At 60.0% G+C, this 16,590-nt stretch carries 12 protein-coding genes, 1 tRNA gene and 1 pseudogene; 6 read left to right on the plus strand and 8 right to left on the minus strand.

What is annotated here, in order from left to right; genetic code table 11:
• From QD357_RS27250 to QD357_RS27270, 5 genes and pseudogenes are all read left to right on the plus strand, one after another.
• Positions 1-2,204 (plus strand): annotated as a pseudogene (locus QD357_RS27250) (hypothetical protein); the annotation flags it as partial.
• A gap of 304 nt (positions 2,205-2,508) precedes the next feature.
• Positions 2,509-4,557, plus strand: coding sequence for a glycosyl transferase (locus tag QD357_RS27255; RefSeq protein WP_414125460.1), 2,049 nt, complete (start codon positions 2,509-2,511; stop codon positions 4,555-4,557).
• 84 nt (positions 4,558-4,641) lie between these two features.
• Positions 4,642-5,847, plus strand: a complete 1,206-nt coding sequence (locus QD357_RS27260) for a hypothetical protein (protein ID WP_414125461.1) — start codon at positions 4,642-4,644, stop codon at positions 5,845-5,847.
• 722 nt (positions 5,848-6,569) lie between these two features.
• A complete protein-coding gene (locus QD357_RS27265; RefSeq protein ID WP_107109074.1) occupies positions 6,570-6,800 on the plus strand; it encodes a hypothetical protein in 231 nt (76 codons plus the stop codon).
• A gap of 1,016 nt (positions 6,801-7,816) precedes the next feature.
• On the plus strand, positions 7,817-8,032 hold the full coding sequence (locus QD357_RS27270) for a hypothetical protein (RefSeq protein ID WP_107109076.1): 216 nt from the start codon (positions 7,817-7,819) through the stop codon (positions 8,030-8,032).
• A 97-nt stretch (positions 8,033-8,129) separates the two neighbouring features.
• Here the strand turns inward: QD357_RS27270 and QD357_RS27275 are convergent.
• The 8 genes from QD357_RS27275 to QD357_RS27310 form a co-directional block, all read right to left on the minus strand.
• A tRNA-Met gene (locus QD357_RS27275) sits at positions 8,130-8,206 on the minus strand.
• A 166-nt stretch (positions 8,207-8,372) separates the two neighbouring features.
• Positions 8,373-9,572, minus strand: coding sequence for a tRNA 2-thiouridine(34) synthase MnmA (gene mnmA / locus QD357_RS27280; RefSeq protein ID WP_107109077.1), 1,200 nt, complete (start codon positions 9,570-9,572; stop codon positions 8,373-8,375).
• Positions 9,573-9,784: 212 nt separating this feature from the next.
• On the minus strand, positions 9,785-10,432 hold the full coding sequence (locus QD357_RS27285; protein ID WP_107109078.1) for a CDP-alcohol phosphatidyltransferase family protein: 648 nt from the start codon (positions 10,430-10,432) through the stop codon (positions 9,785-9,787).
• Between the two features lie 4 nt (positions 10,433-10,436).
• Complete coding sequence (locus QD357_RS27290) at positions 10,437-10,823, minus strand: hypothetical protein (protein ID WP_107109456.1); 387 nt, start codon at positions 10,821-10,823, stop codon at positions 10,437-10,439.
• Positions 10,820-11,770, minus strand: a complete 951-nt coding sequence (locus QD357_RS27295; RefSeq protein ID WP_107109079.1) for a phosphatidate cytidylyltransferase — start codon at positions 11,768-11,770, stop codon at positions 10,820-10,822. Before QD357_RS27295 ends, QD357_RS27290 begins: the two co-directional genes overlap by 4 nt.
• Positions 11,767-12,474: a lysophospholipid acyltransferase family protein gene (locus tag QD357_RS27300; protein WP_107109080.1), complete on the minus strand. Its 708-nt coding sequence runs from the start codon at positions 12,472-12,474 to the stop codon at positions 11,767-11,769. The genes QD357_RS27295 and QD357_RS27300 overlap by 4 nt, the downstream gene beginning before the upstream one ends.
• Before the next feature lie 137 nt (positions 12,475-12,611).
• Positions 12,612-14,207: a phosphoglycerate dehydrogenase gene (gene serA / locus QD357_RS27305; protein ID WP_107109081.1), complete on the minus strand. Its 1,596-nt coding sequence runs from the start codon at positions 14,205-14,207 to the stop codon at positions 12,612-12,614.
• Between the two features lie 143 nt (positions 14,208-14,350).
• Positions 14,351-15,529: a phosphoserine transaminase gene (locus tag QD357_RS27310; protein WP_107109082.1), complete on the minus strand. Its 1,179-nt coding sequence runs from the start codon at positions 15,527-15,529 to the stop codon at positions 14,351-14,353.
• 258 nt (positions 15,530-15,787) lie between these two features.
• Here QD357_RS27310 and QD357_RS27315 point away from each other — a divergent pair, with 258 nt between their 5' ends.
• Complete coding sequence (locus QD357_RS27315) at positions 15,788-16,582, plus strand: glycosyltransferase family 25 protein (protein ID WP_246451095.1); 795 nt, start codon at positions 15,788-15,790, stop codon at positions 16,580-16,582.
• Positions 16,583-16,590 lie beyond the last annotated feature (8 nt).

The raw sequence follows: 16,590 nt of genomic DNA on the forward strand, positions 1-16,590 counted from the left end.
GCGGCGATGCGGCGATCAGCACTGCAGCTCTGTCGGGTCTGACCTCTGACAAGGTTGCAGCGCTCTCGACCGATCAGGTGGCCGCTCTGAAGACCAGCCAGGTCGCGAAGCTCAGCACCGCTCAGGTCGGCGCACTCTCGACCGACCAGGCCAAGGTTCTGACCACCGACCAGGTGGCCGCTCTGTCCGGAACCCAGATCGCAGCACTCTCCACTGACGATGTTGCCGCTCTGACCACCGCTCAAATCGGTGTCCTGAAGACGGCTCAGGTCGCCGCCCTGAAGTCGGCCCAGATCGCAGCCCTTTCCACTGACCAGGCTGCTGCTCTGACCTCGACCCAGATCGGCGCTCTGACGGCTACGGAAGTTGGCGCCCTCTCCACCGCTGATATCGCCACCTTCTCGACTGACGAGATCGCGGCGATCAGCACCGCGGCTCTGTCGGGCCTGACCTCTGACAAGGTTGCTGCCCTCTCGACTGATCAGGTGGCCGCTCTGACCACCAGCCAGGTCGCGAAGCTCAGCACCAGCCAGATCGGCGCACTTTCCACCGACCAGGCCAAGGTTCTGACCACCAACCAGGTCAGTGCTTTGACAAGCTCGCAGATCGGTGCACTCTCCACCGACGACGTTGCCGTCCTCTCCACCGATCAGATCGGTGTGCTGAAGACCGGCCAGGTCGCAGCCCTGAGCTCCGCACAGATTGCAGCCCTCTCCACTGACCAGGCTGCCGCTCTCACGAGCACGCAAATCGGTGCCCTGTCGGCAACGGAAGTTGGCGCACTCTCCACCGCTGACCTTGCGACCTTCTCCACCGATGAGATCGCAGCGATCAGCACCGCGGCTCTGTCCGGACTGACCTCTGACAAGGTTGCAGCGCTCTCGACCGATCAGGTGGCCGCTCTCAAGACCAGCCAGATCGCGAAGCTCAGCACCACCCAGATCGGCGCACTCTCGACCGACCAAGCCAAGGTTCTGACCACTGATCAGGTTGCCGCTCTGTCCTCGACCCAGATCTCAGCCCTCTCCACTGACGACGTTGCCGCTCTCACCACCGCTCAGATCGGTGTTCTGAAGACAGCTCAGGTCGCCGCCCTGAAGTCGGCCCAGATCGCAGCCCTCTCCACCGACCAGGCTGCTGCTCTGTCCTCGACCCAGATCGGTGCCCTGACGGCAACCGAAGTTGGTGCTCTGTCCACCGCTGACATCGCGACCTTCTCGACTGACGAGATCGCAGCGATCAGCACCGCGGCTCTGTCGGGCCTGACCTCCGACAAGGTTGCTGCCCTCTCGACCGATCAGGTGGCCGCTCTGACCACCAGTCAGGTCGCGAAGCTCAGCACCACTCAGATCGGCGCTCTCTCGACCGACCAGGCCAAGGTTCTGACCACCGACCAGGTCAGTGCTTTGACAAGCTCGCAGATCGGTGCACTCTCGACTGACGATGTTGCCGCCCTCACTACCGCTCAGATCGGTGTACTGAAGACCGGTCAAGTCTCAGCCCTGAGCTCCGCACAGGTTGCAGCCCTCTCCACCGACCAGGCTGCCGCTCTGACTTCGACGCAGATCGGCGCTCTGACGGCAACGGAAGTTGGTGCTCTGTCCACCGCTGATATCGCAACCTTCTCGACCGACGAGATCGCGGCGATCAGCACTTCGGCTCTGTCCGGACTGACCTCCGATAAGGTTGCTGCTCTCTCCACCGATCAGGTTGCTGCTCTGAAGACCAGCCAGATCGCTAAGCTGAGCACCACCCAGATCGGCGCTCTCTCCACCGACCAGGCCAAGGTCCTGACCACCGACCAGGTCGGCGCGCTGACAAGCTCGCAGATCGGCGCGCTCTCCACCGACGACGTTGCCGCCCTCTCCACCGATCAGATCGGTGTGCTGAAGACCGGCCAAGTCTCGGCCCTGAGCTCCGCACAGGTTGCCGCCCTCTCCACCGATCAGGTCGCCGCTCTCACGAGCACGCAGATCGGCGCGATGACGGCCTCCGAAGTCGGCGCCCTCTCCACCGCTGACATCGCAACCTTCTCGACTGACGAGATCGCGGCGATCAGCACGGCGGGTCTGGCTGGACTGTCCACGGATGACATCGCGTCGCTCTCCAGCGCCCAGCTTTACGCTTTCACCACCACACAGGTGCAGGCACTGGATCAAGGACAGGTCTCAGCGGTCATCTCGGCCTACGCGGCCTACAACTAAGATCCAACGGATTGCGGCGCGGTTTCATACGCGCCGCAATAGACCTCAGCGTCGCGCGAGAGATTGCGCGGCGCTTTCTTCGTGAGATGTGAATCGGAATCGTTGCGATTTGCTCGTCATGCCTCTCGGCAGGCTACGGAGGGCCCACTTCGCCGTGTGTCATGGGCGGAGGACGTCCCGCTCCCTGCCACAGCTCCCACTGAAAACAACCAGTCCGACGCAAGCTAGCTGCGCTAGAAGGGATGACGCTTTCGCTCGTCAGTTCACACCCTCGGCCGCAAGGCCGTCTTGTCGCAGGATGTCCATGACCGTCAATATTGCCTCTGTCTCGCCCCAGGTCTCGCCGCTCGTCAGCGCGTCGGAGAGGGCGCGGAACCAGCAATTGCCGCTTGGCGAACTGTTCCAACTCGCCGAAGTTTTGAACGGCATCGGAAAGCACGCGCAGGCAGTTGAGCTTTACAAGACGTGGATCGCCTTCAACGACACCAATCCCCTGCTGCATCTTGCTTATTTCAACTATGCGGTTGCCGCCAACCAAAGTGGTGATACTGCGGGTGCGATCCACGCGCTGCGAGCCTGTCTGAAGCTGTCTCCGCAATTCGGGCCGGCGCACATCAACCTTGGCCGTCTGCTGGAAGACAGCGGCCTGCACGGCCGGGCTGTCGAGCAATGGCGAGATTTCGCAAAAGCGACCGCMGAGATCACGGCTGAAAAGATTGGCTATCGCCTGATGGCCCTCCAGCACATCGGCCGCGTTCTCGAAAGCGTCGGTTCGCTCGAAGAGGCGGAAGCGGCTTTATGGCAGGCGATCGAGCTGCAGCCCACCAAGACCGAGGCAGGACAGCATTGGACGTCGTTGCGGCAGCACCAATGTAAGTGGCCGACTTTGGTCACGTCCGAACACGTTTCGGCCCGGAACCTGTTGGACGCGATGTCGCCCTTGATTCTCGGCTGCTACACCGACGATCCCCTATTTCAGCTCGCCAAGGCCTATCGCTATCACAAATCTCTGATCGGGCGGCCCGATCTCCGTGATTTCCCACGCCAGGCCCCAAAGCAGAAATCGGGGACTGGAGAGCGCTTGCGCGTCGGCTATGTCTCATCAGATCTGCGCGATCACGCGGTCGGCTTTGCGCTTAGGGAAGTTCTGGAGCTGCATGACAAGAGCAGCGTCGAGGTCTTCGCCTATTATTGCGGCGAGCCCCGATCCAACGACGCAACACAAACGCGGATCAAGAACGCGGTGGATTGCTGGCGGGAAATCTCTACGCTCAGCGATATCGACGCGGCAAAGCAAATCCGCGCTGACGAGATCGACATTCTCGTCGACGTCAACGGATACACCAAACATGCACGCGCGAAGATCTTCGCCTACCGCCCGGCGCCGGTCATCGTCAATTTCTGCGGCTATCCCGGCACGACTGCCAGCCCGTTCCATCAATACATCATCGCGGACGAGCACATCATCCCGCCGGAGAACGAAATCTACTATACGGAAAAGGTGCTGCGGATTGCCTGCAACCAGCCCATCGACCGCAAACGGCTGATCGCCGCGCGGCCGACCCGCGCGGAAGCCGGCCTGCCGGAGGACGCCTTCGTCTACGCCTGCCTCAACGGCATGCAGAAGATCACCGCCAACTGCTTTGCCCGCTGGATGCAGATCCTTTCCGCGACACCCGACAGCGTGCTGTGGCTGCTGGCTGAGGCACCGGACGTCAACCAGCGCCTGCGCCAGATGGCCGAGCAAAACGGCGTGGCGCCCGAGCGTCTTATTTTCGCGTCCAAGGCCGCCAATCCAAACCATCTCGCGCGAATGGCGCTGGCCGATCTCTTCCTGGACACCTTCCCCTATGGGGCGCATTCCACCGCGGCTGACGCCATCACCGTCGGGCTGCCGGTCTTGACCATGCCCGGAAAAAGCTTCGCCTCGCGCTTCTGCAGCAGCATCGTTGCGGCTGCCGGCGTTCCCKAGCTGATCTGCAGCGGACCGGATGATTATGTCAGCCGCGCTATCGCGTTCGCGCATGACCGCGAGAGCCTCACGGCGATCCGGGATTCCTTGCAGCGCCAGCGCGAGACCAGCGCGTTGCGCGATATTCCAGGCCTTGCGCGGCGTCTCGAGCATCTGTTCTGGCAGATGCAGGGCGAGATCGAGCGCGGAGAAACGCCCGCGCCCGACCTGCGCAATCTTGATGTGTACTACGAGGTTGGCGCCGAGATCGTTCTGGAGAATATCGAATTCGAGGACGATCAAGACTACCGGCGCCGCTATCTCCAGAAACTGGCCCAATGGAACGATTACGCACCGCTTGCGAGCGACAGCCGTTTGTTGACTGAGCCGGCATCACTTTAAAGTTGGATTGCGGCAACGGCTGCGAGCGAAGAGGACACTATGAATCCTGTAATACTTGTGACATTCGCCGGGCGGCAAAAGCGAATGGAGATTTTGACCAAGTACATCCGCAAGGCAATCAATGACGGCATCATTGATGAATGGCACATATGGGATTTCACGCGTTCCTCTGAAGATAGCGACTGGGTTACGCGCGAATTCGGCCCGGCGCGATACATGGGGTCCGAAGCGCCCTATCAGGTAAAGGGAGCGGTCACGTCGCGTTCCTCTTTCCGCACCAATGCGAAAATAGACCACGATCTTCATATCGCCATTCTTCCGAATGGTGAGGACGAAACCTGTTACGAAATTGTCGTCGGTGGCTGGGTCAATACCCACTCGGTTCTTCGCAGCATCAACCGCAGCGACCTCAATAATTTCGCAAGCAGGGCTGAAGCCACGACGATTTGGAGCAAATCGACTCCCGGCGTTCTCTCACCAAGCCTGCCGAACCAGGTCGTCCTCAGCATCGACTCGGCCGGCGCTCCCGTACTTCAGGTGAACGGCGTGACGATCGGCAAATGGCCCGAGCTGAACTTGGGTTCCGGCGCATCGGTCATGGTCCGCGGGGGATGGGGCGCCGATTTGGAACTTTGCGATGTAAACGCCCCCGTGCGGCGTTATGTCGGCAATCCCAATGAAAAACTGCCCTATTGGCAGGCTTATGACTACTACGCGAAACGGCTGGAGCGGTTTTCCAGCGCGGTATTCCTGAAGTGCGACGACGACATCGTCTATCTGGACATCGAAAAACTCAATGAATTCATCGAGTTCAGAAGAGCCAATCCGAATTACTTCGTCGTCTCCGCAAATGTCGTGAACAACGGCGTGTGCGCCTATTGGCAACAACAAGGCGGCGCATTGCCCGATGACCTCGGCCATTTCGAGCGCCCCCCTGGCGGGTTCGGCGGGAGCCTGTGGCAGAGCGCCGAGCGCGCAACCCAGCTTCACGACTACTTCCTGGAAAAGGACGACAAGTACCTGCCTTTACCGAATAAGGTCATCGAATGGACGGAGCGCCAATCGATCAACTTCATATCCTGGCTCGGCAAAGACCTGCTGCATATGGCTCTTCCGAAAGGCGATGACGAATACGCCCTGACGGTCGACCTGCCGACCTTCCTCGATCGGCCCACCGCGATCTACGCGGACTTTACCGTCAGCCACCTCAGCTTCGGGCCGCAAGAGCATGGGCTGGATGTCGACCGTTTGATCAATGCCTATGATGCATTGAGCTCTTCACGCCTTTGACCTGCCCGAGGCTGTAGGCTCGGACACCACTCGACCGATACAGGTGCGCGTTCATTGGACTCGCGCCTGTACGGCGTTCCCTTACACCAGCCGTGCCGATCCTAGCGAATATTCATAACCGCAAAGACGAACGACCCGGCGGTAACGCATACTGCGAGTGTCACGTAGTAATCCATGATGCATCCCCCTTGCCGCACCAACGCGGCAAGGAGTCATAATCTTCACAAAAAGGACGCAAGAATGAACTCGTTGCGCACTTTTTCTGTCGCCTGGACTCACGGCGTTATCGTGAAGTGTTTTGCGGCTAGCGGAGCCTGAAGCTATTCCAATTCGAATCTCTTGCCTTGGCAAGGATAAGCCGGCCCTCTCGCACGGCGGCAAACAGAGCAAAAATTGCTGCGATTGTTATTAGATCCCAATGCATCGCTGGTCTCGTAATTCCTGGTAAAAGCGGCCGAGCATCGGCAACCGTCGCGGCAGGGCCTCTCACAGCATCAAGGCGACATTGCGTTCGCGGACGGCACTATTGCGGCATTGCAGCATGAAATTAACCGGCAAACATGAAGCCCATTGCCTGCCGCCAGCGCCAATAGCGCCGCGCACGCCGCATCGTCCTTGCCCAAAAGCGAGCTGACAGGCGTATGCCCTCTCGGATAGCTTGTCTTTCCGCGCCTATCATTGTTGACTTCTGCACAGTCATTACGCGCAGGACGGAGGAGAAGATGGGTACATCGCTTGTCGAACGTTTGGCAGACTGCGTCGGGCAAATCGAGGAGTTCTCGCAGCGCATCTCTCGCATTCAGGCCGGGGAAATTCAGCATCAAGCCAAATTCGGTGACGGCCCTTGGGAGGACATCACGGCCATAGTCCTCACTCACTATGAGGACATGCTGGAGAACTACAAATATTTCGCCGAGGATTTGAGACGACGCATTGATAATGGTGAAAGCTGAGTCGGCCTGATTTCTTCGCTATCAAATATCTCAGTAAGTGTGGCTCGCTTACGCTGTTGCGATCGCAACAAGTCTTTTGGGCCACCGCAGAAACAAAAAGTTACCCAAACTGGCCGAACAGAGGTTTTTGAATCCGCTTTCGCCTTTGATATAGAATTCGCATATTCTAATATAAGAGTTCTGTCATATTTCCTCCCCCCGCTGAAACTCAAGTAGGCGGGGGCTTTTTTGAGATGTCATTCCAGCTTAGTTTCGAGCGGAGGCTGAATAAATAAAGGCTGCGAAGTCGTCCGGCTTCCGGTCGCCGAGGTGAACTCACGCTACGTCACGCTATCTGTCACGCGACATCCCGCTCCCGCTTCTGTAATCAGTTCCGAAAATTCGGTTTGAGGAGCGAGATGATGTCGACTTCGATTCTGACTGCCATGACGGTATGCGCTGGTATAACCACGGTAGCGCTTATGGTGCTGCAGCTTCTTCATTGACTTCTGAGACGTTGGCGCCGCCGACGTCGCGACTTATCGGCGAATACTCGCACTCGATTTTCACGCAATTCCGGATAAAATCGTCATAATTTCAGGCGAAGCGGCCTCTTGCGCGCGGCTCATTCGACCTTCGCGTCTCATTGCAGCGATCGAATAGTTCTCGCACAGAGGGGACTTGATGCGAGCATGGATTGCAATCTGCGGAGCGACTTTGATCTTGGTGCCGGCTTATTGCGAGGCGGCCAATACACCCTGCAGCGGCCGCAAAGGCGGCATCGATCACTGCCAGGGATCAACTTTCATCTGCAATGACGGATCTGTCAGCGCGAGCAAGAAATCGTGCGAGTCTTACATGGGCGGCGCATCCCTTCTCGGATCAGCGCCCGCGGACATGGAACCAACGACTTCAACAGATTGCTCCTGCCGAGGTGGATCGTATTGCGTCGGGCCACGCGGCGGCCATTACTGCCTTACCGATGACGGCCGAAAGAGCTATCTTAGCAAATGATTGCTTGCCGAATGGAGGGTGCGATGGATTTGCATGAACGTCGGAAGAGCTACGAGCAGAAAATTGCCGAGCATCAGGAACAACTTCAGTCGATGGAAGAAAAGGACATCCGTCATTTTCGCCAGGAGGGCAATGGCCCTCTTGCCGAGATAACCGAGGAGATCAAGGCGGAATACCACCGACATATCGAAACCTATGCCGCCCTGATTGCCCAGATCGATGCGATTTTGGGCGTTTGAAGGCGGTGTCCGCGAACTGAATTGGCATGGAAGCCGAACCTATCAGCTATCTTTCAACACTGATCGGCAAGCCTGCTGATTTGCTTGGGGGGACTGATGGTAGCGGAGGAGGGATTTGAACCCCCGACACAAGGATTATGATTCCTCTGCTCTGACCTACTGAGCTACTCCGCCACTACAGCACATAGTCGGTTAGACTAAGTGCAAGGGCCAAACGAAACCGCCGCTCGAGGAGCGTTGGCTCGTCGGTTGAGCGGCTTATAAGGTGCGGTTCGGCTTTGTGTCAAGCGGATGATTTGGAAAAATCAATGCTTTCCCCTACCCCGGCGCGCTGCCGCCTTCAGGCGGCGACGGGGCTGGCCAGCAATGCTTTCAACGAGGCTTCCGCCGTCGGTTCGCGCTCGGAGCGTTCGATGAAGCCACCGCCATAGACGCGGGCGTCGTCACCGGGGGCGGAATAGAGCGCGCAGGCCTGGCCCGGGGCAACGCCGGCTTCGCCGATCGTCAGGTCGACATAAATGCCGGTCGCATCGGCATGCAGCACGGCGGGTGCCGGGGCGCGGGTCGAGCGGACCTTGGCGTAGCAGGCAAACCCTTCGCCGGAAGCCGCCTGACTCAGCGGCTCGTCGCCGAGCCAGTTGACGTCACGGAGATAGACACGGTGCGTCTCCAGCGCTTCTTTCGGGCCGACGATGACGCGGCGCGAGCGGGCGTCGAGATAGACGACATAAAGAGGCTCGCCGGTCGCGATGCCGATGCCGCGGCGCTGACCGATCGTATAATGCAGGATACCCTCGTGTTGGCCGAGCACGCGGCCATCGAGATGGACGATCTCGCCGGCAAGTGCCGCATTCGGCTTCAGCTTGGCGATCACGTCGGAATATTTGCCCTGCGGCACGAAACAAATGTCCTGGCTGTCGGCCTTCTTGGCGACGACGAGGCCCATTTCCTCGGCAAGCGCACGCGTTTCCGCCTTCGGCATGCCGCCGAGCGGAAAGCGCAGATAGTCGATCTGCTCCTGCGTGGTGGCAAAGAGGAAATAGCTCTGGTCGCGATCGGCATCGGCCGGGCGATAGAGCGCACGGCGGCCCGGATGGTCGGCGGACGAGTTCGGGCGCGAGCGGATATAATGGCCGGTCGCCAGCGCATCGGCGCCGAGTTCCTTGGCGGTTGCCAGGAGATCGGCGAACTTGACGGTCTGGTTGCAGGCAACGCAGGGGATCGGCGTCTCGCCGGCAACATAGCTTTCAGCGAAGGGATTGATCACTGTCTCGCGGAAACGCTTTTCGTAATCGAGCACGTAATGCGGAATGCCAAGCGTCTCGCAGACGCGGCGGGCATCATCGATATCCTGGCCGGCGCAGCAGGAGCCGGCGCGGTGCACGGCAGCGCCGTGATCGTAGAGCTGCAGCGTGATGCCGAGCACATCATAGCCCTGGCGCTTCAGAATGCCGGCGACAACAGAACTATCGACGCCGCCAGACATGGCGACGACGACGCGCGTATCTTCCGGCCTCTTGTCAAAATCCAGTGTGTTCACGGTCTTGCCGCCAATCTCAGTCGATCTTCGGTGCTGTCTTCTGTCCACCGGTTGCCATGCAAAAGCGGCGGATTTTTATCGTCTGCGGGCATACGGCAATTTGGCCGCCTAGCCTTGATGGATCAGGGATATAGAAAGGATTGCTGCCCGGCGCAAGGGGCGGCGAATCACCGACATTGCGACAGCCGCTCGCCATCGGATGAGATCGCCAATCAACCTCTGGCTTTTAGCTGCCGGATAAGATTGAAACCGCGCCGAAGCGCCGTCACCGCGGCCCCGACGGCGACGACCCAGAGCGCGATGGTCAGCACCCAGGAGCTGCCGCTCCACAGCACTTCCATAACAGACAGCAGGGCAGCCGCGGTGATCGTCGCCATACGATGCTGTTTGGCCATCGGGCCTCCGAAATCGCTGGGATTGCCAGTGGCGCGGCCGAGCTCGCGGACATAGGCGGTGAGAACGGCAAAGGCAGCGGCGGCCCAGCCGAGGCCCGGTGCGGCGATACCATAGCCGACGCCGGCAAAGATCAGGATATCGGCGACGCGATCGGGGAATTCATTCCAGAACGGCCCATCCGCCTCGCCCTTGCCGCCCTCGACCGCGACCATGCCGTCCAGCAGATTGCAGAGCAGGCGAAGTTGGCAGAAGAGGGCCGCAAGGATCAGCCATATGGCGCGCGACCCGCCGCCGCCCTGCCCCGACAGCCAGAAGGCCCCGCCAGCCAGCGCCGCCATGACCATGCTCGCCTGCGATATCTGGTTCGGCGTMACCGAGAGCCTCGTCATACGCCGCGCCAGCGCCTGCGCCCAGCGTGTGTTGCGGCTCGCCAAGGGCCGCCTGTCGCCCGTTCCCTCGCCCATGAACCTAACGCCTCCCGCTGGAAATCGAATAATTGTAGATCGCCGCATAGCTGGTCGAAACCAGCAGCGGCACCGCGATCGTCTTCAATATTTCCGGCGTGCCGCTGAGCGCATGGATCGTCACCAATATGCCGGTAGAGCCGAGACAGGCGATCAATGGCGGCGCCCAGAGAACCGTGAAGCCGCTGAACCGTCTCGACAGGGCTTCCACCACCGACTTCAGAAACAGCGTCAGGCAGCCGGAAAGAATGCCCTGGACGAGACCTGCGATCACCGGCTGCGGCATCGGATGCAGGCGGTTGGCAAAGACGGCCCATCCGCCCATGGCGAGAAAGGCGAAAAGCACATGCACGATGCTGCTGCCGGCAAGCGCCTTCACCCGCGCCGTCATGACAGCGACCACCAAAAGCGGACGAGATGAAAGAAGATCGGCGCGGAGAAGACGACTGAATCCAGCCGGTCGATCAGCCCGCCATGACCTTCGATCAGATGTCCCCAGTCCTTGACGCCACGATCCCTCTTGATCGCCGACATCACCAGCCCGCCGAAAAAGCCCATGAGGGTGATCACGAAGGCAAGCAGGCCGGCCTCAAACGGCGTAAACGGCGTGATCCACCAAAGCGCCGCCCCGATCAGCGTCGCGCTGGCGACGCCGCCGAGAAAGCCTTCGACCGTTTTGGATGGCGATAGTCTCGGCGCGATCTTGTGGCGGCCGAACAGCTTGCCCCAGACATATTGCAGGACATCGCTGAGCTGCACGACGATGACGAGGAAGGCGATCAAGAGGACGTTGCGACCCTCATAGCCGGGTATCTGCAGGGTCAACAATGCCGGCACATGCGAGGCGCAGAAGACACAGATCATCAGCGCCCATTGCACCTCGGCGATGCGCATCAGGAAGCGTTCCGTATCGCCGCGCAAGACCGCGATGATCGGCATGAACAGAAAGGCATAGACCGGGATGAAGATGGAAAAGATGCCGTATTGCCTGGCCCAGAGCAGATAATATTGCACTGGCAGGACAACAAAAAAGGCGGTTGCCAGTGCCCAATGGTCGGCGCGCCGGGTGTTGGTCAGCGTGATGAATTCGCGCAGCGCTGCAAAGGAGCAAAAGCCGAAAAGCAGGAGAACGCCGACACGACCGATCAGAAAGGCGATGCCGATCAGGATCACCATCGCCCACCAGGCCTTGATGCGGGCATTCAGGTTTTCGATCGCCGCGTTGGAGCCATCCGGCGACAGGCGGTGCTGCAGCACATAGCCGATGACGGATGCGACGATCAGTACGCCGAAGATACCGAGGACGAGATGGATCAGATCGGCGCTCGCCGCACTCATTCGCCATTCCCCGCTTGTTTTGGCCCCGCTTGATTGGGAGAGAGGGCCAGCAGCGCCGATTGCGCCCGTGCCAGAAAATCCGCCTTCTCTTCGTCTGCGCCAATGCGCAGCGCGTCACCGAAGGTCACTGTACAGATCAGCGGAATGGGCACGAACTCGCCCTTGGGCATGACACGGTTGAGATTGTTGATCCAGACGGGAACGAGATCGATATCGGGGCGAATCTTCGCCAGATGAAACAACCCGCTCTTGAAAGGCTGCAGGGGTACGTCGGTCAGGTTCCGCGTGCCCTCGGGAAATAGGATCAGCGAGGAGCCGGCATCGATGGCGGCCGCCATCTGCTCGATCGGGTCTTCCGTCCGCGCTTCGCGGTCCCGTTCGATGAGCACGGCGTTGAAGACGTCACGGCCGATGAAGCTGTTCAGCTTCGATTTCAGCCAATAGTCGGCGCCGGCGACCGGGCGGGTTCGCCGGCGAAGCCGCGGCGGCAGCACCGCCCAGATGAGGATGAAATCACCATGGCTGGAGTGATTGGCGAAATAAACGCAACGGCCGGCGGGCACGCCGCTTTCCGACCAGATCGCTCTCACGGCGGTAATGGCGCGCGCAAACAGCACGATCGCGACCGCAGCCGGTTTCGCGAGCCAAGCCGTCGCCGCCCTGCCCTTGATGCTGTCGAAACTATTCCGTTGTGACGCCCCCATGACAAAGAGATAGGCGCGTTCCGCGGGAGCCGATAGCCTCCTGCGTGAACTTATCCACAACCCGTTTGCAATCACGAAAAACCCGGTGCAACTCGCGTTGCGCCGGGCCTTCTTGTCGCTCTTGGGAGGAGCTTAACTTAGTCGACGTTGAACACCAGCGGCTTTGCCTGGCGGATCGCCTGGTGAGCGGTCAGCTTGCCCAAAACCTCATCGTTGATCGCGCCATCGACGTAAAGCAGCGCAATGGCATCGCCGCCCTGCTTGTCACGGCCGAGCTGGAAGTTGGCGATGTTGACATTGGCCGCGCCGAGCGTCGTGCCGATGAAGCCGATCATGCCGGGAACGTCGGTATTGGCGATATAAACCATGTGGTTGCCGACATCGGCGTCAAGGTTGATGCCCTTGATCTGGATGAAGCGCGGCTTGCCGTCGGAGAAGACGGTGCCGGCGACGGAGCGCGTCATGCTGTCGGTGGTGACCGTCAGCTTGATGTAGCCATCATAGACCCCGGTCTTGTCGCGCTTGACTTCGGCGAGCACGATACCCTTTTCCTTGATCATGATCGGCGCCGAAACCATGTTGACGTCAGCAACCTGATTGCGGATCAGGCCGGCCAGCAGCGCACTCGTCAAAGCCTTCGTGTTCATGCCGGCGGTCACGCCATCGTAGAGGATTTCGATTTCCTTGATCGGATCTTCAGTGACCTGGCCGACGAAGGCGCCGAGAACATCGGCGAGCTTGATGAACGGCTTCAGGATCGGCGCTTCCTCAGCGGTGATCGAGGGCATGTTGATGGCGTTGGAAACCGCGCCCTTGACGAGGTAATCCGACATCTGCTCGGCGACCTGCAGAGCGACATTCTCCTGCGCTTCCGTGGTCGATGCGCCGAGATGCGGTGTGCAGACGACATTCGGCAGGCCGAAGAGCGGGCTTTCCTTGGCGGGCTCGACTTCGAACACGTCGAAGGCGGCGCCGGCGACATGGCCGGACTTGATGGCGGCGGCAAGGGCCGCCTCATCCACCAGACCGCCGCGCGCGCAGTTAATGATGCGCACGCCTGGCTTCGTCTTGGCGAGCGCGTCGGCGTCAATGATGTTGCGCGTCTTGTCCGTCAGCGGCACATGCAGCGTGATGAAATCGGCGCGAGCAAAGAGTTCGTCGAGCTCGACCTTGACGACGCCCATTTCCTCGGCGCGTTCCTTGGAAAGGAACGGGTCATAGGCAACGACGTGCATCTTCAGACCGATGGCGCGGGCAATGACGATGGAGCCGATATTGCCGGCACCGATGACGCCGAGCGTCTTGCCGGTGATTTCGACACCCATGAACTTCGACTTTTCCCACTTGCCGGCCTGGGTCGAGGCATCGGCAGACGGAAGCTGGCGAGCAACGGCAAACATCAGCGCGATAGCATGTTCCGCAGTCGTGATCGAATTGCCGAAGGGCGTGTTCATGACGATGATACCGCGGCGCGAAGCAGCCGGGATATCGACATTGTCGACGCCGATACCGGCGCGGCCGACGACCTTGAGGTTCTTCGCCGCTTCGATGATCTTCTCGGTCACCTTGGTGGCGGAACGGATGGCGAGACCATCATAATTGCCGATGATTTCGAGCAGCTTTTCCTTGTCCTTGCCGAGCTGCGGCTGGAAATCGACTTCAACGCCGCGATCGCGAAAGATCTGGACGGCGGTTTCCGACAGTTCGTCGGATACGAGAACGCGAGGTGCCATGGAGGCCTCCTGGGAAATGGGTCAACGATGACAAGCAATTCCAGGAAAATGCGAAGCGGTTTTCCGTTGGGAACTGCGTGAAAATAACGAGAATTGCGAATGCTGGCTCCGCCCTCTCGGCGGAGCCCGTGGACGCTATGATCTCAGGCAGCAGCCTGGGAGAGCGTCGCCTTCTGCGTTTCGAAAGCCCAGGAGAGCCAGGGCATCAGCTTCTGCATGTCGGCAGCTTCGATCGTCGCACCGGCCCAGATGCGCAGACCCGACGGCGCGTCGCGGTAGTGGCCGACGTCATAGGCGACGCCTTCCTTTTCAAGCAGCGCGACCAGACCCTTGGCGAAATTCGCCTGACCGTCCTCATCGAGAGCGGCAATGTCCTTGTCGACGATCTTCAGGCAGACGGAAGTGTTGGATTCCGTCTCAGCCTTGACTGCGAGATTGGCAATCCAGTCGTTGGCAGCAACGAAGTCATGGATGACCTTGGCGTTGGCATCGGCACGGCCGATCAGCGCCTTGAGACCGCCGAGGTCCTTGGCCCAAAGAAGAGCATCGATATAGTCCTCGACGCAGAGCATCGACGGCGTATTGATGGTCTCGCCGGTGAAGATGCCTTCAATCAGCTTGCCGCCGCTGGTCATGCGGAAGATCTTCGGCAGCGGCCAGGCCGGCTGATAGGTCGTCAGGCGCTCGACGGCGCGCGGCGACAGGATGATGACGCCGTGTGCGCCCTCGCCGCCCAAAACCTTCTGCCAGGAGAAGGTGACGACATCGAGCTTGGCAAAATCAAGGTTCTGAGCGAAAGCGGCCGAGGTGGCGTCGCAGATCGTCAGGCCCTTGCGGTCGGCCGGGATGAAATCGGCATTCGGAACGCGGACACCGGAGGTCGTGCCGTTCCAGGTGAAGACCACGTCGCGGTCGAAATCGACGGCGGAAAGGTCGGGCAGCTCGCCATAGGCGGCTTCAAGCTTGCGGACGTCCTTGAGCTTGAGCTGCTTGACGACGTCGGTGACCCAGCCGGCCCCGAAGCTTTCCCAGGCGAGCATGTCGACGCCGCGCTCTCCGAGCAGCGACCACAGCGCCATTTCGACGGCGCCGGTATCGGAAGCCGGAACGATGCCGATGCGGTAATCCGCCGGCACTTCCAGAATTTCGCGAGTAAGATCGATGGCCTGCTTCAGCTTGGCCTTGCCGACTTTCGCACGATGCGAACGGCCAAAAGGCGCGTCGGAAAGCGCATCGAGCGTCCAACCGGGGCGCTTMGAGCAGGGGCCAGAAGAGAAATGGGTATTGTTCGGACGGATGTCCGGCTTGGCGAGCTTAGTCATGATGCTATCCTCTCAGATAGAAAGCTCCTCGTTGGGGAGGAGTGTCCCGCCGCCGGATATATTGGAAGCAGCCCGCCAGCGCAATAGATAAAATAAGCGGGTCGACAAGGCTTCACGAATTCGTGCAGCAATAGCGCCGGTGGATAAGCTTCGCGCAGCATAATCACGTTAAGTTAGCCACACAAAAGCTGGCATCTTTGCAGACACCCACCATATGTAATGGCGTTGAATGGATCTGCGCCGACAGATGAAGAACAAATGTCTTTAATGTATCAAGCCATATTGTCCGAGAGTCCCCGCACGCCCGTGCAGCCGCTGCCCGTTTACCTCATCAATATTGATCGGGCGACGGACAGATTGGCGGAAATTAACCGGCAGAGCAATCAATTCGGCATCAAGATCGAGCGCGTCGAGGGTGTCGACGGCGCTCTTTTGCCGCGGAATCAATGGATCGACGTCGATCACGATCGCTTCCAGCGCCGGCATGGCAGGGTCATCCTGCCCGGCGAATATGGTTGCTATCGCAGCCATCTGATGGCGTTGCGCCAATTTCTTGCCGATGGCGGCGAATCGGCCGTCATCATCGAAGACGACATTGCGCTGGACGGTGATTTTCTCGCCCGCGCCATGGCTGCGAAGGAAGCAGCTCCCAGCGCCGACGTCATCAAGCTCGTCAACCATCGCTGGGGCGGTTTCCTGGCCGCGACCCGCACCCGTACGGGAGATGTGATCGGCCGCTGCCTTTTCGGCCCACAAGGCTCGACCGCTTGCTACCTCGTAACACGCAGCGGCGCGGAAAAGATTGTCAAGGCGCTCGCGGTCATGTCCCTGCCCTGGGATGTCGCCGTCGAACGCGGTTGGGATATGCACACATCCATCTTCACCACGCGTGCCAACATTGTCGGTTTCAGTCCGCTGCAGCGGACCACGATGATCGGCTGGCGCCGCGACTATCGTGCCGCGAAATCCACGGCATGGCGCCGCATTCCAGCGCACCTCTTCCGCACCTTGGATTTCTTCCGCCGCATCGCCTACGTGCTGACGACGCCGTAGGGAGCGAT

The sequence above is a fragment of the Rhizobium sp. BR 317 genome, assembly GCF_047445835.1.
GTDB lineage: Bacteria > Pseudomonadota > Alphaproteobacteria > Rhizobiales > Rhizobiaceae > Rhizobium > Rhizobium paranaense.

Excerpts from the sequence above, each read along its gene's own strand:
- QD357_RS27270 (WP_107109076.1), top strand. The coding sequence starts at position 7,817 with ATGGATTTGCATGAACGTCGGAAGAGCTACGAGCAGAAAATTGCCGAG.
- serA (WP_107109081.1), bottom strand. The coding sequence starts at position 14,207 with ATGGCACCTCGCGTTCTCGTATCCGACGAACTGTCGGAAACCGCCGTC.
- QD357_RS27295 (WP_107109079.1), bottom strand. The coding sequence starts at position 11,770 with ATGAGTGCGGCGAGCGCCGATCTGATCCATCTCGTCCTCGGTATCTTC.
- QD357_RS27315 (WP_246451095.1), top strand. The coding sequence starts at position 15,788 with ATGTCTTTAATGTATCAAGCCATATTGTCCGAGAGTCCCCGCACGCCC.
- QD357_RS27300 (WP_107109080.1), bottom strand. The coding sequence starts at position 12,474 with ATGGGGGCGTCACAACGGAATAGTTTCGACAGCATCAAGGGCAGGGCG.
- QD357_RS27265 (WP_107109074.1), top strand. The coding sequence starts at position 6,570 with ATGGGTACATCGCTTGTCGAACGTTTGGCAGACTGCGTCGGGCAAATC.
- QD357_RS27260 (WP_414125461.1), top strand. The coding sequence starts at position 4,642 with ATGGAGATTTTGACCAAGTACATCCGCAAGGCAATCAATGACGGCATC.
- QD357_RS27290 (WP_107109456.1), bottom strand. The coding sequence starts at position 10,823 with ATGACGGCGCGGGTGAAGGCGCTTGCCGGCAGCAGCATCGTGCATGTG.